The organism is Bradyrhizobium sp. NBAIM18 (genome assembly GCF_020193825.1).
Lineage (GTDB): Bacteria > Pseudomonadota > Alphaproteobacteria > Rhizobiales > Xanthobacteraceae > Bradyrhizobium > Bradyrhizobium yuanmingense.
The window spans coordinates 1-17,393 of record NZ_JADYVO010000036.1 but is presented as its reverse complement, the minus strand read 5'-3'; the positions used below and the strand labels follow the sequence as shown (position 1 = coordinate 17,393).

The window sequence follows — 17,393 nt, the reverse complement described above, 5'->3', positions numbered from 1 at the left end:
CGGGAGGGCAACGCCAATGACGACCACCGCCATGCTGCGCGCCTTCTGCGACGCGGTCGAGCAGCGCAACGGCAAAGCCTTCGCCGAGCTGTTTACCGAGGACGGTGTCTATCACGATGTTTTCTACGGTGTCTTTTCCGGCCGCGCGAAGATCGCCGCGATGATCGACGACTGGTTCTACCGCACCGCGACCGATTTCCGCTGGGACATGCATGATCCCGTCACCGACGGCACCACGCTCTATGCGCGCTACACGTTCAGCTACAAATCAACCCTGCCGGAAGCGAACGGCGCGCGGGCGATGTTCGAGGGCGTTGCGATCATGACGCTGAAGGGCGGCAGGATCGCGAGCTATCACGAGGTCGCCAACACCGCGCCGGCGTTCGTCGATTTGAACTTCGCACCGGCGCGGATCGCGAAGATCGTAGCCAAGCAGGGTGCCGAGTTGAAGGCGCGGCCGGAGATGCAGCGGCATTTGGGGTAGCTGCATCCTCCTCGTCATTCCGGGGCGTACGAAGCACGAGCCCGGAATCCATAACCACCATCGGGAGTATGGATTCCGGGCTCACGCTTCGCGTGCCCCGGAATGACAGGTGGAAAAGTCCCTACCGCTTCGACGGATTCACCATCGGCTTGCGCTGCGCCAGCGCGGCCACGGTCGCGGTGCCGATCGGGCCCTGTTCGTCATAGAGCCAGCATTCGCCGATCGCGACGCCGTCGATGGCGTGGTGGTTCACCACCTCGAAGCCGATCCACTCTGTCACGGGCAGGCGGTGCAGATAGATCGTGACGTCGCTGTTGATGTAGCCGAGCCCCTGGTCGCCGGCGTTCGCAAACGGGCTGGCAAAATCGGCGCCGGTGGCGACGCGGACGAACGGCGTCATCGGGGTGCCCGCGACGAGCTCACGCACCTCGCTCATCCACAATCTGCGCGGGCCGAGCGAGCCCATATGGCCGGCGATCGGGCGTGTCGCCCATTTGCCGTTCATGCCGAGCCTGGGATCGGTCGGCTTGGGGATCTCGGCCGGCTTCGGCGCGTCCCAGTTCGGCGGCGACCAGACATTGCCATCGGCATTTTGCGTCTTGCGCAGCAGCTGGCACGAGGCGCGCGCCATGCTGACCCCACCGGAAAAGAACTCCGCTTCCAACACGCGGATGCGCATGCCGTCGCGCACCAGCCGCGTCGTCACCTCGATCGGCTTGTCGATGGTCGGCAGCCGGAACATGTCGACCGTGAGCCGCGCCGGCACGAATTCCGGTCCGCAATGGCGCTCCTCGATGACGAAGCCGAGCAGGCCGACGATGACGCGTCCGTGCAGCGATTTCGGATCCCATGGACCATTGGCGACTTCCGTCGGATGGAATGTATCACCGTCGCGGGTGAAGAAAGGCATGCTTGTCATGACGCGCGAGATTGCGGGAATGGGCGGGGAAATCAAGGGTGGTGAGAGCATGTGCCAGCCACAACACGAGTGTCATCGCCCGGCTTGACCGGGCGATCCAGTACTCCGCGGCAGTTGTGATTGAATCGATAGGCCGCGGCGTACTGGATTCCCCGCCTTCGCGGGGAATGACTACGGTGAGCTAGGAAGCGGCGCGCCACTCCTTGCGCACACTCTCGTCGTGCTCGTTACTGATCGCAGCACCCTTCATTGCCTCAAACTCTTCCCGCGCCAGCAATTGCCCGAGCGCCCACACCGCCGCGCCGCGCACCAGCGGACTTGCGTCATCCAACAATCGCCGCGCCGCCTCAGCCAGCGCCACCTCGCCTGAGTTGCCGATCGCAATCAGCACATTGCGCACGAACCGGTCGCGGCCGATGCGCTTCACCGGCGATTTCGTGAACAGCGCACGGAATGCCGCGTCGTCCAGCCGTGCCAGCTCAGCGAGCGAGGGCGCGCGCAACTCGTCGCGCGCGGCGAGTTTTGCCTCACGCCCCTCTTGCGCAAACTTGTTCCAGGGGCAGGCGGCAAGGCAATCATCGCAGCCATAGATGCGGTTGCCGATGCTCTTGCGAAACTCGTGCGGGATCGGGCCCTTGTTCTCGATGGTCAGATACGAGATGCAGCGCCGCGCATCTAGCTTGTAGGGCGCTAGAAACGCCGCGGTCGGGCAGATGTCGAGGCAGGCCCGGCACGAGCCGCAATGATCGATCTCGGGTTCGTCGCGTGGCAGCTGCAGCGTGGTGTAGATCGCCCCGAGAAACAGCCACGAGCCGAACTCGCGCGAGACGAGATTGGTGTGCTTGCCCTGCCAGCCCAGATGCGCGGCCTGCGCCAAGGGCTTCTCCATCACTGCCGCTGTGTCGACGAACACCTTCACCTCGCTCGGCGCGGTCGCGACCAGCCAGCGCGCCAGCGCCTTCAGCCGCTTTTTGATCAGGTCATGATAGTCGTCGCCTTGCGCATAGACCGAGATCGCCGCGCGCGCGCGCTGCTTCAGGGTCGCGAGCGGATCGGAATCGGGACCGTAATTGACGCCGAGCATGATCACGCTGCGCACGTCGGCCCACAGCCCGCGCGGGTCGACGCGGCGCTCCGGCTGGTTCGCAAGCCAATCCATGTCGCCATGGCCGCCCGAGGCGATGAATTCGAGGAAGTGTTGTCCGGCTGCATCGATCGAGCCCGGCGCGGTGACGCCGATGCAGTCGAAGCCGAGCGCGTGCGCTTCGCGCGCCAGCGCCGCCTTCAGTTCAGTCGGGTCGCAGCTCAGAAATCCAGGTCCACATAGGTCCGCGAGGCCGGCACGCCGGCCAGCCATTCGCTGAGCAGCGGACGGAACGACGGGCGGGATTTCACCCGCGCGTACCACGCCTTTGCTGCGTCGTCCTCGCTCCATGGCACGTCGCCCAGATAGTCGATCGCCGAAAGATGCGCCGCGGCGGCGAGATCCGCGTAGGTGAGCCGGTCGCCGGCGAGGAAGTTGCGGGTCTGCGCCAGCCAGCCGATATAGGCCAGATGATAGCGCACATTGGCCTTCGCTGCGCGCATCACGTCGGCCGAAGGCGGCCCGCCGCCGTTCTCCTCGCTCATGAAGCGCTTGTAGATGCGCTCGGTGACGAGTGGATGCGAGACCTCCTCGAAGAACTTTTCGTTGAACCAGGCCATCAGCCGGCGCACCTCGATACGCTCGGCAAGCGTCTCCGGCATCAGGCGCTTGGGGCCCATCCCGGCGCCATAGGCCTCATCGACATATTCGGCGATGATCGCCGCGCCCGGAATCGGCGGCTGCTCGTCGTCCACCAGCACGGGCGTGGTGCCCGCTGCATTGAGCAGCAGAAACGCCTCGCGCCGCTCCCAGCTGCGCTCTTCGATCAGCTTCAGGTCGAGCCCGTATTCACCCGCGATCAGGCGAATGAAGCGCGAATGCGGACAGAACGGATGATGAAACAGCGTAAACATGAAGCCTTTGACTATGTGATGGTGCTTAAGAATCCATCAATGTTTGTGCGGCGCCACACTAGTCCTTCAAAACCTCGAAGCAAGGGCGTGATTTGGCATTTTGCGATTGCGGCATGGGGTCGAATAGGCGAGAAGAGCCCCGCTTTTCCAGCCGAAATGGACCGTAAATATGTCAGACGCTATACGGGCAGTGATCCTCGGCATCATCGAGGGCGTGACCGAGTTCCTTCCCGTATCCTCGACCGGCCACCTCCTGATCGCCGAGCGCTTCTTTCATCTCGGCGAAGGCGCGTTCTGGGATTCGTTTACGGTTCTGATCCAGCTGGGCGCGATTCTCGCGATCGTGGGGCTGTACTTTCGCAAGCTGTGGGACGTTGTCATCGGCCTGTTCACGGGCGATGCCTATGCTCGCCGCTTTGTGATCGGCGTGCTGGTCGCATTCCTGCCCGCTGTCATCGTCGGCCTCGTCGCCGGTAAGTACATCAAGCTCCTGCTGTTCAATCCGTGGGTCATCTGCTTCACACTGATCGTCGGCGGCGCCGTCCTACTCTGGGTCGACAAGCTCGAGCTCAAGCCGCGCGAGCATGATGCCACCAGATTTCCGCTCTTGATGTATCTCTATATCGGCATCGCGCAGTGCGTGGCCATGATCCCGGGCGTGTCCCGCTCCGGCGCCAGCATCGTCGCCGCGATGTTGCTCGGAGCCGACAAGCGCGCCGCGGCGGAATTCTCGTTCTTTCTGGCGATCCCCACCATGATCGGCGCGTTCGCCTACGACTTCTACAAGAGCCGCGCCGAGATGACGATGGACCACATCAACATCGTCGCGATCGGCTTCGTGGTGTCCTTCATCACCGCGATCATCGTGGTGAAGACGTTCTTGACCTATGTCACCCGGCACGGTTTCCTGCTGTTCGCCTGGTGGCGCGTCATCGTCGGCACCCTCGGCCTGATCGCGCTGGCGCTGGGACGGTAGGCCCATCTTACCCCATCTACGTGCCAACCGCGCTTTCAACGCAATATAAGCTTTTGATCGGTACTCAGTTTCGCAATGTCGGGCGGCGCGCCCGGCGCAGGAGCTGAGCCATGACCCTCGTCAGCGGCTGGGGGCGCTTCCCGGTCGTCGATACCGAGATGCTGCGTCCGCGCGCGTTCGCGGCGGTTGCCGACGCCGTCGTGTCCGGCACCGTGGCGCGCGGCAATGGCCGTGCCTATGGCGATGCCGCGATCGGCGCCGTCAGGACGGTGACGATGACGGGCTTCGACCGCATCAGGTGGTTCGATCCGGCGACCGGCCGCATCCGCCTCGAGGCCGGCGTGCTGCTTTCGGACCTGATCGAGACCTTCGGTCCGCGCGGCTTCCTGCCCTTCGTGCTCCCCGGCACGCGCTTCGTCTCGATCGGCGGCGCCATCGCCGCCGACGTGCACGGCAAGAACCACCATTGCGAGGGCGGCTTCGGCCGCTATGTCGACGCCATCTTGCTGCGCACGGGCGAGGGCGAATTGATCGAAGCCTCGCGCGAGCAGAACTCCGACGCATTCTTTGCGACGATCGGCGGCATGGGCCTGACCGGGGTCATCCTCGAAGCGACCTTGCGGCTGCGCAAGGTCGAAACGGGATGGATCCGCGAGCGCGTGATCTCGGCATCCGATCTCGATGCCGCGATGCGCGCGCTCGATGCAGGCGATGCCGCGACTTATTCGGTGGCCTGGATCGATTGCGCTGCCCGCGGCAAGGATCTCGGCCGCTCGCTGATCTATCTCGGCGAGCACGCCGGCGAGGACGAGCTTCCTGCCGGCGCCGCGGCGTTTCCCGCCGGCAAGCATCCCGGTCGCGGCGTGCCCATCGATTTGCCCTCGGTGACGCTGAACCGCTTTGGCATCCGCGCTTTCAACGAGCTGTACTACCGCATGGGCGCGCGACGCGCCGGCGGCAGCCATGTGGTCTCGCTCTATCCCTATTTCTTCCCGCTCGACAGCCTTGCCGACTGGAATCGCATCTACGGCAAGCGCGGCTTTCTGCAGCATCAATGCGTGATACCCGAGAACGGCGCGCGCGACGTGCTCGGCGAGATTCTGGGTCGCGTCGCGCGGCGTGGCGATGCCTCCTTCCTCGCGGTGCTGAAGAAGCTCGGCGAGGGCGAGGGCATCCTGTCGTTTCCGCTGCCCGGCTACACGCTGGCGCTGGATTTCCCTGTGCGCGGCGATATCCTGAATTTTCTCGACGAGATCGACCGTCTCGTTGTCGCGGCCGGTGGCCGGCTCTATCTTGCCAAGGATGCGCGCCAGTCGCGCGAGACGCTCGAAGCCGGCTATCCCGCCTTGCCGCGCTTCAACGCGATCCGCAAAGCGCTCGACCCCGCCGGCAACATCCGTTCCAAGCTTTCACAACGTCTGTTCGATGAGGTCTAGGCCGTGACGTCGCGCAAGTCTGTACTGGTGCTGGGCGGCTCATCCGACATCGGCCGCGCCACGGCGCGCGCCTTTGCCAAAGCGGGATACGATGTGGGGCTCGCCGGCCGCGACGTCGCCGCGCTGGAGCCTGACGCCGCCGATCTTCGCGCGCGCTACAATGTCGAGGTCGGTGTTCACACATTCGACGTGCTCGACACCGCCTCGTTCGAGGGCTTCGTCGCCGGCCTGCCCGCGCTGCCCGATGTCGTCATCTCGATCGTCGGCCTGCTTGGTGTGCAAGAGAGCGCGCAGAGTGATCTCGTCCAGGCCACCGCGATCATGCGCTCCAACTACGAAGGTCCGGCGCTGATCCTCGGCCTGTTCGCGGAGAAGTTCTTGGGCCGCGGCAGCGGCACGCTGGTCGGCGTGTCCTCGGTCGCCGGCGATCGCGGCCGCGCCTCCAACTATGTCTATGGCTCGGCCAAGGCCGGCTTCTCCGCCTTCCTGTCCGGCCTGCGCGCCCGCGCCAGCCGGGGCGGCGTCCACGTCGTCACGGTCAAGCCCGGCTTCGTCCGCACCAGGATGACCGAAGGCATGAAGCTGATCGGCCCGCTCACCGTCGAAGCCCCCGTCGTCGGCGCTGCGATCCTTCGCGCCGTCGAGAGCAAGACCGACATCGTCTATGTCAGCGGCAAATGGCGCCTCGTGATGCTTATCATCAAGACGCTGCCGGAAGCGGTGTTCAAGAAGCTGAAGTTTTGAAAGTCGTGTAACAGGCCAGTCTTCGCTCCAGCGACAGTGCACCCCCTCGCCCCCGTTCTTACGGGGAGAGGGTTGGGTGAGGGGCTTCTCTCCGCACGAGCGGTCTTCGAGAGACCTGTACCCCCTCACTCGGATTGCTGCGCAATCCGACCTCTCCCCGCAAAGCGGGGCGAGGTAAAGAAGATTCCTCACACGCTCATGCGCTGGAACTGGCCCTGCGGGCGGAAGCGCCAGAGATATTGCGGGGCGATCGCTTCCAGCGAGTCGGCCTGGATGCCGAGTCCTTCCAGCGTCAGCCCGCCCGCCTTCGCCGCATCCGACACGATATTGTCGCGCTCGAGCAGCGTGACCTGGTCCGGCGTCAGCTTGAACGCGCCCGGCGCGAATTGCAGGAAGTTGGTCTGGAAGCGGGCGAGGCCGAACGTCAGCGGCACCAGCATGCGCTTGCGGTCGGTGATTTGGAGGATCGCCTCGATGATCTCGCGCATGGTCAGCACTTCCGGCCCGCCGAGCTCGTAAGTGGCGCCCGCCTTGGCCTTGCCGTCGGCCGCATCCGCGATCGCGCTGGCGACGTCGCCGACATAGACCGGCTGCATCTTGGTCTCGCCGCCGATCAGGGGCAGCACCGGCGACATCCGTGCCAGCGCGGCAAAGCGGTTGGTGAACTGGTCCTCGGGGCCGAACATCACGGACGGGCGGAAGATCGTGGCGGAGGGAACCGCGGCCAGAACCGCGGCTTCGCCGGCCGCCTTGGCCCTGGCATAGCGTGAGGGCGACTGCGCATCGGCCCCGATCGCCGAGACATGCACCAGCGCGCTACCTGCGGCGGCCGCCGCCTTGGCGACGGTCTCGGCGCCCCTGGCCTGGACGGCGTCAAACGTCTGCCCGCCGCTCTCGGTGAGCACGCCGACCAGATTGATCACGACATGCGAATCACGCAGCGCAGCCTCGACCGAGGCCGGATAGCGCAGATTCGCCTGCACGGTGTGGACCTGCCCGACCCGGCCGAGCGGCTGGAGGTATCCGGCGAGTTCCGGCCGCCGCACCGCAACCCTGATACGGTAATCCCGCTTGCACAGGGCGCGGACGACGCTGCGGCCCAAAAACCCAGATCCGCCGAAAACCGTGACCAGCGTGTCCAGATTCGATGCCATGGGAGCCATTCCTGCGGAAAAGAGTGCGTCTTGTCAGGCTTGTATCGGGCCGGTTTGCGATGCGCAATCCGCATCCCGACCCCGGCCTCACGCATGAATTGACAACGGCGTCACCGAACCGTAGTAACCGCCTCCGTGCCCCAAACGGCATGCCCAGGTGGTGGAATTGGTAGACGCGCTGGCTTCAGGTGCCAGTGGCTTAACGGCCGTGAAGGTTCGAGTCCTTTCCTGGGCACCATCCCCTGCTCAAGCGATTGAAATCGCTCATCCGCAGGACATCGCGCTGCTGACCGGTCCACGACACCGAAGCACAGCGCTCGTGGCGCGCCGAATGGCCGTCGTCGCCACGTCGGAAGATGCCGGCGAGGCCGGTGACCCCGAGCCCCCTAGAAGGCCTTAGTGCTCGTTGACAGCAGCGCCGAGCTTGATCAGGCTCAGCGAGCGGTTTGCGGTCTCGCGCAGGCGGCAGTAGCTCGCGCCGCCTCGGTACATGCCGGGGTCGACGTTGTCGAAGACCGCGCAGAGGCGATCACGCGACGCGGCGAAAATTTTCTGCGAGTCATTGACCGCCTTGATCGCGTCGGCGAACCCGCCCGCCTGAACCTTCTTCAGCGCCTCACTGGTTTTCTGCGTCCAGACGGCGAGTTCGCGCGCCGCGCAGGACTTCCCTCTGGCGACATCGTCATTCGCGCCCTCTGCCGCCTTGATGCAGGGGTCGGCGACGAGCCCGACGCAGGCGCCGCCGAAACCGCCGGTTTTCTCCACCTTCTTCAGGCAGGCATCGATCACGGCAAGGTCGGCTGGCGCGGTGCTTTGGGTGGTGTCTTGGGCGAAAGCCATCGATGCCAGCGGGAGGCCCGCGGCGAGGATCGCGGCGGCAAGCTTGAATTTCACGGGAGATCTCCGTTCGGCGCATCGATGCAACCTTGGTCACCGGAGGCCCGGCGTGGGTTCACCCGAATGTGGAGCAGGAGCCGTTCCTCACACCACCTTCTTCCCGGTCCGCTCCGCCACCGCCTTCTGCACGTCATATCTGGAAACCATCTGGGCGGCTCCGCAACGACGACCGTGCATTTGACACGCCGGCAGACGCCCGGAGTGTCGCCATGGTCCACACGCTCGATGTCGGCTGGGCGCCGAATACGGAGAGCCACGAGGAGCAGGAAGCGCACTGGGCTGCTAGGCCGCGACGCGGCTAATCCGACGGCTTGACGCCGAGATCGCCCAGGATGCGGAGCATCACGTCGCTGTCGCGCTTGAAGATCCGATTCGTCGTTTCGAAATCGGCCGGCGATGACAGGATGAAGTTGTTCAGCATCTGCTGAACTTTCGGATCGGTTCCCGCTTGGATCAGCAGCGGCGAGAGGCGATCGACGATATCCCGCGGCGTGCCGGACGGCACCGCAAACGTGGTGAAGGGACGCAGATTGTAGAAGTCGCCGACGGCGCCTTGCTCGGTCATGGTCGGCGTGTCCGGATGGGGCGGCAGGCGGGTGCCGACCACGCCGATCAGGTTGCCGGTGCCGGCCTGGATGACGGGCGCGGCTGCGGCATAGCTCCCGGCGGCGCCATCAAGCGTCTGTCCGGCGACGTCATTCCACATCGGCGCCTCGCCGCGATACTGGATGACCTGAACCTTTATGCCGTATTGCTTGGCGATCGTCTCGATCAGGACGTGCGGCGTCGAGCCCACGCCATAGGATCCCCAGTTCACGCTGCCGACCTTCTTGCAGTATTCGATGAACTCGCGCAGGTTGGTCGCGCCGGTCTTCTTCGCCGCCACGACCGGACCGCCAGCGCCGATGACCATCGTCAGATAGGTAAAATCCTTGTCGGGATCGTAGGGCAGGTCTCTTACCGTGACGCGGTTCTGGATCAGCGACGACGAGATCGTGCACAGGATGGTGGTGCCGTCCGGATCGGCGCGTTTCGCTTCTGCCACGCCGATGACGCCGCCGGCGCCGCCCTTGTTCTCGACGATGACCGGCTTGCCCACCTGCCGCGCCAGGAAGTCGCCGAACGCGCGCGCGATGCCGTCGGTCTGGCCGCCCGGTGGATAGGGCACGATGATCCTGATCGATTTGGACGGCCACGCGGATTGCGCCTCGGTCCTTACAGCCGGCGCGCACAACGCGACGGCCGAACCCATCACGAATGTTCGTCGTGTCAGCTTTCTCATTTCCCGCCCTTGCTCTTGTTGTTTCTTGTCGAGTCGCGAGGACCGATCGGACAAAACTAGCGAAGAACGTGGCTGCGTGACGTGCGGCACTGTGTCCACCACAAAGCAGGTGACTTCCATCGCGCGGAAAACGAATTCGCACGGCGGCTTCCTGCGCTATTGGGAATTGCAGGGCGTGGTGATCGCTCGATGGACGGCTGAAAACGACCTGCAAATACAGGCTCTTTCGGTGATGGCGATCCAATCCTTCCAGGGCCCCGTTTTGGGGTCCGGATCCGAATAGAGCGATCTCAGATCGGTAGGGATGGCAGGCGGCAATCGCCGCGTCGCCGCGCGTGGGTCCTGTGGCGCTAGATCGGTCTTCTCGTGCCCCTCACACCACCCGCTTTCCCGTCCGCTCCGCCACCGCCTTCTGCACGAAATACATCATCACTAGCGTGACGATCGTCGTGGTGACGACGACGTAGCCGATCCGGTCGAAATGGAGCAGCGCGCCGTCCGCGCCTTGCGCGATGATCGCGCTGGCGAGCACCGAGCCGAGCCCGCCGGAGAGTTGCTGGAGCGAGGCGCTGACGGCGCTGAACGAGCCGCGCTGGCCGTGCTCCGGGATCGCCGACATCAGCGCCTGCGAGGGGATCATGCGCGAGAAGATGCCGACGAACATCAGCACGTTGACGATGATTGCGGTCGCGAGCGAGACGTGGCCGAGATGGGTGTAGATCAGCACCATGAGGACGGTCATGGCGCAGCCGAACACGAAGGTCGGATATTTGCCGAACGCGTCGCTGGCGCGGCCGACCAGCGGTCCCGTGACGATGCTGAACAGGCCGGAGACGAGATAGATCGTCGGCAGATGCGTGATGTCGATGCCGAGATTGTGCACGGTGTAAGCGCTGGAGAACGGCATCAGCATGTAGCCGCCGGTCGCCAGCAGCGTCGTGATGGCGAAGGCGAGCGTGTAGCGCGGCTCACTGACCGTCGCGACCAGATGGCGGAACGGGTTTCTGTCCTGCTTCAGCTTCAGATGCGCGTCGACCGGCTCCATGGCAAAGGCGATGATGGCGATCGTCACGATCGACAGCACGACGATGGCGATGAAGCAGACATGCCAGCTCCAGTAATTGGCGAGAAACAGGCCGGCGGGAATGCCGAGCACCTGGCTGGCGGCGAACGCCGTCTGGATGATTCCCATCACGCGGCCGCGCATCTGCAACGAGAACAGGTCGGTGATGATGGCGAGCACGACCGCGCCGATCACGCCGCCGAACAATCCGGTCACGATCCGGCCGATCAGCAGCACATGGTAGTTCGGCGCCACCGCGCACAGCAGCGTGCCGAGCGTGAAGCCGACATAGAAGAACAGCAGGAGGCGCTTGCGATCGAAACGATCGGCAAAGCCGGCGGCGAGGATGCCCGATAGTCCCGCACTGAACGCGTAGGCCGATACGGCAACGCCGAACTGCCCCGCCGTGATGCCGAGCGCGGGCATCAGGATGGCGCCGAGCGGCGACATGATGATGAAGTCGAGGATGATCGTGAACTGCGTCAGCGCCAGCAGCGCGATGAGGAGCACCTGGTAGCGCGAAAATCCGTGCGGGCGCTGCTCGTCGATCGGCGCAGCGAGCGTTGGTTCGGTCATGGCACCTGATTTCAGGGTGGGCCCCCCGGCGAGGGAAACTGGCAGATAGGGTGGGTCGGGACGATGTCCACGGCACGCGAAGCAAAAGTTCTGCCGGGATAGGAAACTCGCGCCGGATTGTGGGATCCGAGCAACAGCGCCTGGGGCGAAAGCCGTCCCACCTTTCCAGGCAAATTAAGTCGCCTTTAGTGAATGTTCCCATAGGGTTGGCCGTCCAATTTCCTGCTCCCCCGGCCGAATGCCGGTCATGTCACGGCAAGTCAGAGCGTTTTCGGATGGAGCAGCGTGCCTCCCAGTATGATCCTGGCCTGTCCGAGCCGTCGGCGGCCCGGACCCTCGTCATCGACCTCGAAGGCGCGCTGCTGCGTTCCGAACTGCTGATGGAGGCGCTGTTCTCCAGCCCCGGCCGCATGCTGGCGCGCTTCGGCGCGGGCGGACGGGCGGGGATGGCGGCGCTCACGGCGATCCTGGCGCGAGCTGAGATCGACTACGCCCATCTGCCCTATGATTCCGATGTGATGAACCGGGCGCTGGCGGCACGGGCGCGCGGCGAGAAGGTCTATCTCGTCGCGGATCGGCTCGCCGCTCATGCCGCGGCGATCGCAGCGCATCTCGGCTTCGATGGCGTCGTCACGCACGCCGATCTCGCGGCGGGCCGCGTGCCGTTCGATTGTGCCTCGATCGCGCGCATCGAAAATCACGAGGTCCGCAGAGCCGGCCTCGCCACCTGGGTGAAGGCGCTGCGGGTCCATCAATACGCCAAGAACACGCTGGTGTTCGTGCCCGCGCTCACGGCGCATCAGCTGAACCTTTCGACGCTCGGCTACGCGCTGCTCGCATTCCTGGCGTTCTCGGCCTGCGCCTCGGGCGCCTATCTGATGAACGATCTGCTCGATCTCGCCGCCGACCGGCAGCATCCGAGCAAGCGCCACCGCGCGCTCGCGGTGGGCGATTTGCCGATCTCGTCGGCGCTGTCGGCCATTCCTGCATTGTGGTTGTTCGCGCTTGCCGCCAGCCTCTGCATCTCGCCGCAGTTTCTCGGCGTGCTCGGCCTCTATCTCGCCACCACGATCGCCTATTCGCTCGTGCTCAAGCGCAAGATGCTGGTCGACATCGTCACGCTCGCCGGCCTCTACACGCTTCGCATCGTCGCCGGCGCAGTCGGCGTCGGCGTGGTGCTGTCGGAATGGCTGTTGATCTTCTCGCTGTTCGTGTTCACCTCGCTCGCCCTGATCAAGCGATTCAGCGAGCTCAGCATGCGCGAGAGCGTGGGCCTCGCCGATCCCTCCAACCGCGACTACCGTGTCACCGACCTTAACGTCATCGCCGCGATGGCGGCGGCGAGCGCCATGAACGCGGTGACCGTGTTCTCGCTCTACGTCTCGTCCTCGGCGGTGACGCCGCTCTACAGCCGCCCCTGGATGCTGTGGCTGCTCACGCCCCTGCTGCTGTACTGGTTCGGCCGTGCCCTGATGATGGCGCATCGCCGCGAGATGCCGGACGATCCGATCCTGTACGCGTTCCGGGACGGCCCCAGCCGCACCGCAGTCGCGGCGATGGTCTGCATCATGCTCGCTGCGATCTGACCGGCCGTAAGGTCACGGCCGCTTGCGTGACCTGTTGCGACTGGCTACATCGCGATCCATTCGACTAAAGCGCGATGCGATTAAGATGAATCGCCATCGCGCTTTAGGTTATTGATTGAGCATGATCTTTTTGGAAAACCGCTGCACACTTTTCCGGATCATGCTCTAGCCTATGATATCGACGCACCGATTCGACCCGAGGTTTTCATGACCGTACGCCTGCACCGCGGCGACCTGCCCGACCTGTCCCGCTACACCGGAGCGGTCGCGATCGACACCGAGACCATGGGGCTGAACCCGCACCGCGACCGTCTCTGCGTGGTGCAGCTCTCGCCCGGCGACGGCAGCGCCGACGTGGTGCAGATCCCCAAGGGCCACACCGACGTGCCGAACCTGAAGGCGCTGCTCGCCAATCCTGGGGTCACGAAGATATTCCACTTCGCGCGGTTCGACGTTGCGGTGCTGTACCAGACCTTCGGCGTCATGACCGGGCCGATTTATTGCACCAAGATTGCGTCCCGCCTGACCCGCACCTACACCGACCGCCACGGCCTCAAGGACCTCGTCCGCGAGGTGCTCAACATCGACCTCTCCAAGCAGCAGCAGTCCAGCGACTGGGGTTCCGACAGCCTGAGCGAGCCGCAGCTCGCCTACGCCGCCTCCGACGTGCTGCATCTGCATGCCTTGCGCGAGCGACTGGACGCCATGCTGGTGCGGGAAGGCCGCAGCCAGCTGGCGCAGGCCTGTTTCGACTTCCTGCCCACCCGCGCCCTGCTGGACCTCCAGGGCTGGGCGGAAGAGGACATTTTCGCGCACTCCTGAAGGCCTCCGCGCGGCGGTTGGCCCGGGATTACCGCCCCGTTTCGGACACTTTCGTAACGGCCTGTCGCCGGCTGCATATTTGGGCGGCGCCGGATAGAATGGCGTGCCCCCTCGACCGGACATGGCGAGCAATACGTCAGGAGACAGGTAAGTAGGAACCCCGGTGAACTCGGCCCAGAACCCAACCTACGACGCCGCGCTTGCGGCGAAGTTTGCCAGCGCGGCGCGCCACAGCCGCCTGGTGCGGATTCTGCGCATCGCGGTCCCGGGTGCGGTGGTGCTGTCCATGGCTGTCATCATCGGCGTCTCGATCTTCAATCCGTTCCGCATGCTGATGCCGAAGCTGCCGCTCGACTCCGGAAATCTGGTGGTGTCGGGCACCAAGATCACGATGGAATCGCCGCACCTCGCCGGTTACACGCCCGACCAGCGGCCCTACGAGCTCTGGGCCAAGACCGCGACGCAGGACATCACCGATCCCGATCATGTCGATCTCAATGACCTGCGTGCGAAAGTGCTGATGGAGGATAAGTCGACCCTGTTCCTCGATGCCCGCACCGGCCGCTTCGACAACAAGCAGCAGCAGCTCGATCTGCGCAAGGATATCTTGCTGCGCACCTCGACCGGCTATGAGGCCCGGCTGAACTCGGCCTTCGTCGACATGGGCAAGGGTACGGTCTCGTCGGACGAGCGCGTCGACGTCAAGCTGACCAATGGCACGCTGAGCGCGGATCGCCTGCGGATTACCGAAGGCGGTGACGTCATCCGCTTCGAGGGCAATGTGGTGATGCACCTCGACAAGCTCGACGAGCCCGCCGCGACGCAGCCTGCGCCACCCGAGGCGGCGCCGACGAAGACACGCACGCCTCAGAACAAGTCTGCCAATTCGAAGTGATTTTCATGATGACCTGTTTTCCGCGTGACATTTTTGTCAGCAAGGCCGCGCTCGCTATCGGCCTCGCGCTGCTCGTCACGGGTGCGGCCCTTGCTCAGAGCACGATGCAGGGTGTGCCCAATGCGATGCAGGGCTTCTCGCAGAACCGCGATCAGCCGATCCAGATCGAAGCCGCCTCGCTCGAGATGCGCGACAAGAAGAAGGAGGCGACCTTCGCCGGCAATGTGAAGGTCGTGCAGGGCGACACCACCATGACCTCGAAGACGCTGGTGGTATTCTACGAGTCCGGCGGCGACAAGCCGGCCGCGCCGCAGCCCGCGGCGAAAGGCGCGAAATCGGCGCCGATGCAGTCGGCGCAGCCGGGTCCGGGCGGCAGCTCCTCGATCAAGCGGCTGGAGGCGCGCGGCAACGTCGTGGTCACCCAGAAGGATCAGGTGGTGACGGGCGAGACCGCCGTGTTCGATACCAAGACCAACCTCATCACCATGCTCGGCGGCTCGGGCCAGGTGGTCCTGACGCAGTGCAAGAACGTGCTGCGCGGCGATCGCTTGATGGTCGACATGACCACCGGCGTGTCCCGCGTGGAATCCGACAACGGGCGGGTGCAGGCGCTGCTGCCGCAGGGCGGCAGCAATGATTGCGGGGGCAAACCCGGCGCAGCGCCGCCCCTGCAATTACCCGGCGCAAGCAAACAAAAGTGAATTCAATAGCTTGGATCGGGCTCTCCCGATCCGAGGTTGAAGCCTGGCGGGCGAGCCTGTATCTAGCGCGCAGGGCTTTCGAAGCGGGATCCGCCGCTTTTCAGGCGTGTTTCACTGGGCATGAGACATTCCTTCACCCATGCTGCGTCGGCCAATCGCTCAGTGCCGGCGCGACAGATCGCGCGGATTTCGCGCAAGACGACGCCAAAGGCTAGAAGGCGGGGATGGTCGATCTCTTCAGCATGTTCCGTCGGCGCCCCGCCAAGCGCGGCCGGCCAGGATTTGCGCGTCAGGACATCACTGCGCTCGGCGACAGCGTCGGCGGCCTCGTGCCCAGTCCTGTCAGGGACACGCCGATTGCCCGCGACCAGCCCCGCGGGCCCGACCAGTTCCAAGGTGACCACACGGGCGACTACGAGGCCGACTATCAGGCCGAGTCGCGTCCGCAGGCGGTTCATCCCGTCCGAACGGCCGCCAGGTCCAACGGTGCCGGCGCGCCGCAGCTGTTGAAGCGGCCCGGATTCCTGGCTGTGCATAGTGTGGAAAAGGCCTTCGGCAGCCGCCAAGTGGTGCGCGGCGTCAGCATCTATGTGCGCCGCGGCGAGGCCGTCGGCCTGCTCGGCCCGAACGGGGCCGGCAAGACCACCGTGTTCTACATGATCACCGGCCTGATCAAGGCCGATCGCGGTGCGATCGAGCTCGACGGCCACGACGTCACCAGGCTGCCGATGTATCAGCGCGCCCGGCTCGGTATCGGCTATCTGCCGCAGGAAGCCTCGATCTTCCGCGGCCTCACCGTCGAGCAGAACATCCGCGCCGTGCTCGAAGTGGTCGAGCCCTCGCGCAAGAAGCGCGAGCAGCAGCTCGACTCGCTGCTCGACGAGTTCAACATCACGCGGCTGCGGAAATCACCGTCGATCGCGCTGTCCGGCGGTGAGCGCCGCCGCGTCGAGATCGCGCGCGCGCTGGCGACGCGGCCGAATTACATGCTGCTCGACGAGCCCTTCGCCGGCATCGACCCGATCGCGGTCGGCGACATCCAGGATCTCGTCCGCCATCTCACCAACCGCGGCATCGGCGTGCTGATCACCGACCACAATGTCCGCGAGACGCTCGGCCTCACCGACCGTGCCTATATCGTCTATGCCGGGGAAATCTTGACCGAGGGAACTCCGGATGAGATCGTTGCCGATCCGGACGTGCGCCGCCTTTACCTTGGCGAGGAATTCCGCCTCTAGCCCTTTTTTCCAATTCGTCAAGACGTGTACATCGGGCTGAGACTAGGATAAGCAAAAATCGGACCAACTTTTGGGATCGGTTCTTGCTTCATGGCGCTTACGCAGAGATTAGAGTTCCGGCAATCGCAGTCGCTGGTCATGACGCCGCAGCTGATGCAGGCGATCAAGCTGCTGCAATTGTCCAATCTCGATCTCACGACCTTCGTGGAGGAGGAGCTCGAGCGAAACCCGCTGCTGGAACGGGCCAGTGACGACGCGCCTGCGGGCGAAGCTCCGGCCGAGGCGGCCAATTACGGCGATTCCGACGGCCAGAACGACGGTTCGGGCGAGGACGGCTTCGGCGGCAGCGCGGAAGGCTTCGAGCCGGGCCAGGAAGAATGGATGAGCAAGGATCTCGGCACCCGCGCCGAGATCGAGCAGACTCTGGACACCGGCCTCGACAACGTCTTCTCCGAGGAGCCGGCCGAGGCGGCCGCGCGCAACGCTCAGGATGCCGCGCCGACCACCTATACCGAATGGGGCGGCGGCGCCTCCGGTGACGAAGACTACAATCTCGAAGCTTTTGTCGCGGCCGAGACGACGTTGTCGGGCCATCTCGCCGAGCAGCTCTCGGTTGCCTTCA

Annotated in this window: 17 protein-coding genes, 1 tRNA gene and 1 pseudogene; 12 read left to right on the top strand and 7 right to left on the bottom strand. The window is 64.7% G+C overall.

The window, feature by feature from the left end; genetic code table 11:
• The first annotated feature begins 16 nt into the window (after nucleotides 1-16).
• Nucleotides 17-484 (top strand): nuclear transport factor 2 family protein, encoded by a 468-nt coding sequence (locus I6F17_RS36145; protein ID WP_225131684.1) that lies wholly within the window; start codon nucleotides 17-19, stop codon nucleotides 482-484.
• 121 nt (nucleotides 485-605) lie between these two features.
• Here I6F17_RS36145 and I6F17_RS36140 read toward each other — a convergent pair whose 3' ends face one another.
• The 3 genes from I6F17_RS36140 to I6F17_RS36130 form a co-directional block, all read right to left on the bottom strand.
• On the bottom strand, nucleotides 606-1,403 hold the full coding sequence (locus I6F17_RS36140; protein WP_225131685.1) for an acyl-CoA thioesterase domain-containing protein: 798 nt from the start codon (nucleotides 1,401-1,403) through the stop codon (nucleotides 606-608).
• A 181-nt stretch (nucleotides 1,404-1,584) separates the two neighbouring features.
• The gene (gene queG, locus I6F17_RS36135; RefSeq protein WP_225131686.1) at nucleotides 1,585-2,760 is read right to left on the bottom strand and encodes a tRNA epoxyqueuosine(34) reductase QueG; all 1,176 of its coding nucleotides are present in this window, start codon (nucleotides 2,758-2,760) and stop codon (nucleotides 1,585-1,587) included.
• Complete coding sequence (locus tag I6F17_RS36130; protein WP_036045658.1) at nucleotides 2,709-3,401, bottom strand: glutathione S-transferase family protein; 693 nt, start codon at nucleotides 3,399-3,401, stop codon at nucleotides 2,709-2,711. The genes queG and I6F17_RS36130 overlap by 52 nt, the downstream gene beginning before the upstream one ends.
• A gap of 169 nt (nucleotides 3,402-3,570) precedes the next feature.
• On the opposite strand from I6F17_RS36130, the gene I6F17_RS36125 reads away from it, so the two are divergent.
• The 3 genes from I6F17_RS36125 (at nucleotide 3,571) to I6F17_RS36115 (ending at nucleotide 6,557) form a co-directional block, all read left to right on the top strand.
• Nucleotides 3,571-4,377, top strand: coding sequence for an undecaprenyl-diphosphate phosphatase (locus I6F17_RS36125; protein ID WP_036045654.1), 807 nt, complete (start codon nucleotides 3,571-3,573; stop codon nucleotides 4,375-4,377).
• Between the two features lie 110 nt (nucleotides 4,378-4,487).
• Nucleotides 4,488-5,813, top strand: coding sequence for an FAD-binding oxidoreductase (locus I6F17_RS36120; RefSeq protein ID WP_225131687.1), 1,326 nt, complete (start codon nucleotides 4,488-4,490; stop codon nucleotides 5,811-5,813).
• A gap of 3 nt (nucleotides 5,814-5,816) precedes the next feature.
• Nucleotides 5,817-6,557, top strand: a complete 741-nt coding sequence (locus tag I6F17_RS36115) for an SDR family oxidoreductase (protein ID WP_225131688.1) — start codon at nucleotides 5,817-5,819, stop codon at nucleotides 6,555-6,557.
• A 188-nt stretch (nucleotides 6,558-6,745) separates the two neighbouring features.
• Here I6F17_RS36115 and I6F17_RS36110 read toward each other — a convergent pair whose 3' ends face one another.
• The gene (locus tag I6F17_RS36110) at nucleotides 6,746-7,711 is read right to left on the bottom strand and encodes a complex I NDUFA9 subunit family protein (RefSeq protein ID WP_225131689.1); all 966 of its coding nucleotides are present in this window, start codon (nucleotides 7,709-7,711) and stop codon (nucleotides 6,746-6,748) included.
• A gap of 151 nt (nucleotides 7,712-7,862) precedes the next feature.
• Between I6F17_RS36110 and I6F17_RS36105 the strand changes: the two genes are divergently transcribed.
• A tRNA-Leu gene (locus tag I6F17_RS36105) sits at nucleotides 7,863-7,949 on the top strand.
• Nucleotides 7,950-8,107: 158 nt separating this feature from the next.
• Here the strand turns inward: I6F17_RS36105 and I6F17_RS36100 are convergent.
• Both I6F17_RS36100 and I6F17_RS36095 read right to left on the bottom strand, forming a co-directional pair.
• A complete protein-coding gene (locus I6F17_RS36100) occupies nucleotides 8,108-8,605 on the bottom strand; it encodes a lysozyme inhibitor LprI family protein (protein WP_225131690.1) in 498 nt (165 codons plus the stop codon).
• 301 nt (nucleotides 8,606-8,906) lie between these two features.
• A complete protein-coding gene (locus I6F17_RS36095; protein ID WP_225131691.1) occupies nucleotides 8,907-9,776 on the bottom strand; it encodes a tripartite tricarboxylate transporter substrate binding protein in 870 nt (289 codons plus the stop codon).
• Nucleotide 9,777: 1 nt separating this feature from the next.
• Between I6F17_RS36095 and I6F17_RS36090 the strand changes: the two genes are divergently transcribed.
• The gene (locus I6F17_RS36090) at nucleotides 9,778-10,173 is read left to right on the top strand and encodes a hypothetical protein (protein ID WP_225131692.1); all 396 of its coding nucleotides are present in this window, start codon (nucleotides 9,778-9,780) and stop codon (nucleotides 10,171-10,173) included.
• Between the two features lie 90 nt (nucleotides 10,174-10,263).
• Here the strand turns inward: I6F17_RS36090 and I6F17_RS36085 are convergent, their stop codons facing one another.
• A complete protein-coding gene (locus I6F17_RS36085) occupies nucleotides 10,264-11,529 on the bottom strand; it encodes an MFS transporter (RefSeq protein ID WP_225131693.1) in 1,266 nt (421 codons plus the stop codon).
• A 275-nt stretch (nucleotides 11,530-11,804) separates the two neighbouring features.
• Here I6F17_RS36085 and I6F17_RS36080 point away from each other — a divergent pair, with 275 nt between their 5' ends.
• The 6 genes and pseudogenes from I6F17_RS36080 to I6F17_RS36055 form a co-directional block, all read left to right on the top strand.
• Nucleotides 11,805-13,115 (top strand): UbiA family prenyltransferase, encoded by a 1,311-nt coding sequence (locus I6F17_RS36080; protein WP_225131694.1) that lies wholly within the window; start codon nucleotides 11,805-11,807, stop codon nucleotides 13,113-13,115.
• A 207-nt stretch (nucleotides 13,116-13,322) separates the two neighbouring features.
• The gene (locus I6F17_RS36075) at nucleotides 13,323-13,937 is read left to right on the top strand and encodes a ribonuclease D (protein ID WP_225131695.1); all 615 of its coding nucleotides are present in this window, start codon (nucleotides 13,323-13,325) and stop codon (nucleotides 13,935-13,937) included.
• A 163-nt stretch (nucleotides 13,938-14,100) separates the two neighbouring features.
• Nucleotides 14,101-14,832 carry an LPS export ABC transporter periplasmic protein LptC gene (gene lptC, locus I6F17_RS36070; RefSeq protein ID WP_225131696.1) on the top strand — a complete coding sequence of 244 codons (732 nt, stop codon included), beginning with the start codon at nucleotides 14,101-14,103 and terminating at the stop codon, nucleotides 14,830-14,832.
• A gap of 5 nt (nucleotides 14,833-14,837) precedes the next feature.
• Nucleotides 14,838-15,533 carry an LptA/OstA family protein gene (locus I6F17_RS36065; protein WP_225131697.1) on the top strand — a complete coding sequence of 232 codons (696 nt, stop codon included), beginning with the start codon at nucleotides 14,838-14,840 and terminating at the stop codon, nucleotides 15,531-15,533.
• A 224-nt stretch (nucleotides 15,534-15,757) separates the two neighbouring features.
• A complete protein-coding gene (lptB, locus tag I6F17_RS36060) occupies nucleotides 15,758-16,771 on the top strand; it encodes an LPS export ABC transporter ATP-binding protein (protein ID WP_225131698.1) in 1,014 nt (337 codons plus the stop codon).
• 90 nt (nucleotides 16,772-16,861) lie between these two features.
• Nucleotides 16,862-17,393: pseudogene (locus I6F17_RS36055) on the top strand (RNA polymerase sigma-54 factor); the annotation flags it as partial.

Coding starts and splice junctions, on each gene's coding strand:
- I6F17_RS36090 (WP_225131692.1), top strand. CDS start 9,778: ATGATCCTGATCGATTTGGACGGCCACGCGGATTGCGCCTCGGTCCTT.
- I6F17_RS36145 (WP_225131684.1), top strand. CDS start 17: ATGACGACCACCGCCATGCTGCGCGCCTTCTGCGACGCGGTCGAGCAG.
- I6F17_RS36085 (WP_225131693.1), bottom strand. CDS start 11,529: ATGACCGAACCAACGCTCGCTGCGCCGATCGACGAGCAGCGCCCGCAC.
- I6F17_RS36130 (WP_036045658.1), bottom strand. CDS start 3,401: ATGTTTACGCTGTTTCATCATCCGTTCTGTCCGCATTCGCGCTTCATT.
- I6F17_RS36120 (WP_225131687.1), top strand. CDS start 4,488: ATGACCCTCGTCAGCGGCTGGGGGCGCTTCCCGGTCGTCGATACCGAG.
- I6F17_RS36075 (WP_225131695.1), top strand. CDS start 13,323: ATGACCGTACGCCTGCACCGCGGCGACCTGCCCGACCTGTCCCGCTAC.
- I6F17_RS36110 (WP_225131689.1), bottom strand. CDS start 7,711: ATGGCATCGAATCTGGACACGCTGGTCACGGTTTTCGGCGGATCTGGG.
- I6F17_RS36080 (WP_225131694.1), top strand. CDS start 11,805: ATGGAGCAGCGTGCCTCCCAGTATGATCCTGGCCTGTCCGAGCCGTCG.
- I6F17_RS36065 (WP_225131697.1), top strand. CDS start 14,838: ATGATGACCTGTTTTCCGCGTGACATTTTTGTCAGCAAGGCCGCGCTC.
- queG (WP_225131686.1), bottom strand. CDS start 2,760: ATGGCTGGCCGGCGTGCCGGCCTCGCGGACCTATGTGGACCTGGATTT.
- I6F17_RS36125 (WP_036045654.1), top strand. CDS start 3,571: ATGTCAGACGCTATACGGGCAGTGATCCTCGGCATCATCGAGGGCGTG.
- I6F17_RS36140 (WP_225131685.1), bottom strand. CDS start 1,403: ATGACAAGCATGCCTTTCTTCACCCGCGACGGTGATACATTCCATCCG.
- lptB (WP_225131698.1), top strand. CDS start 15,758: ATGGTCGATCTCTTCAGCATGTTCCGTCGGCGCCCCGCCAAGCGCGGC.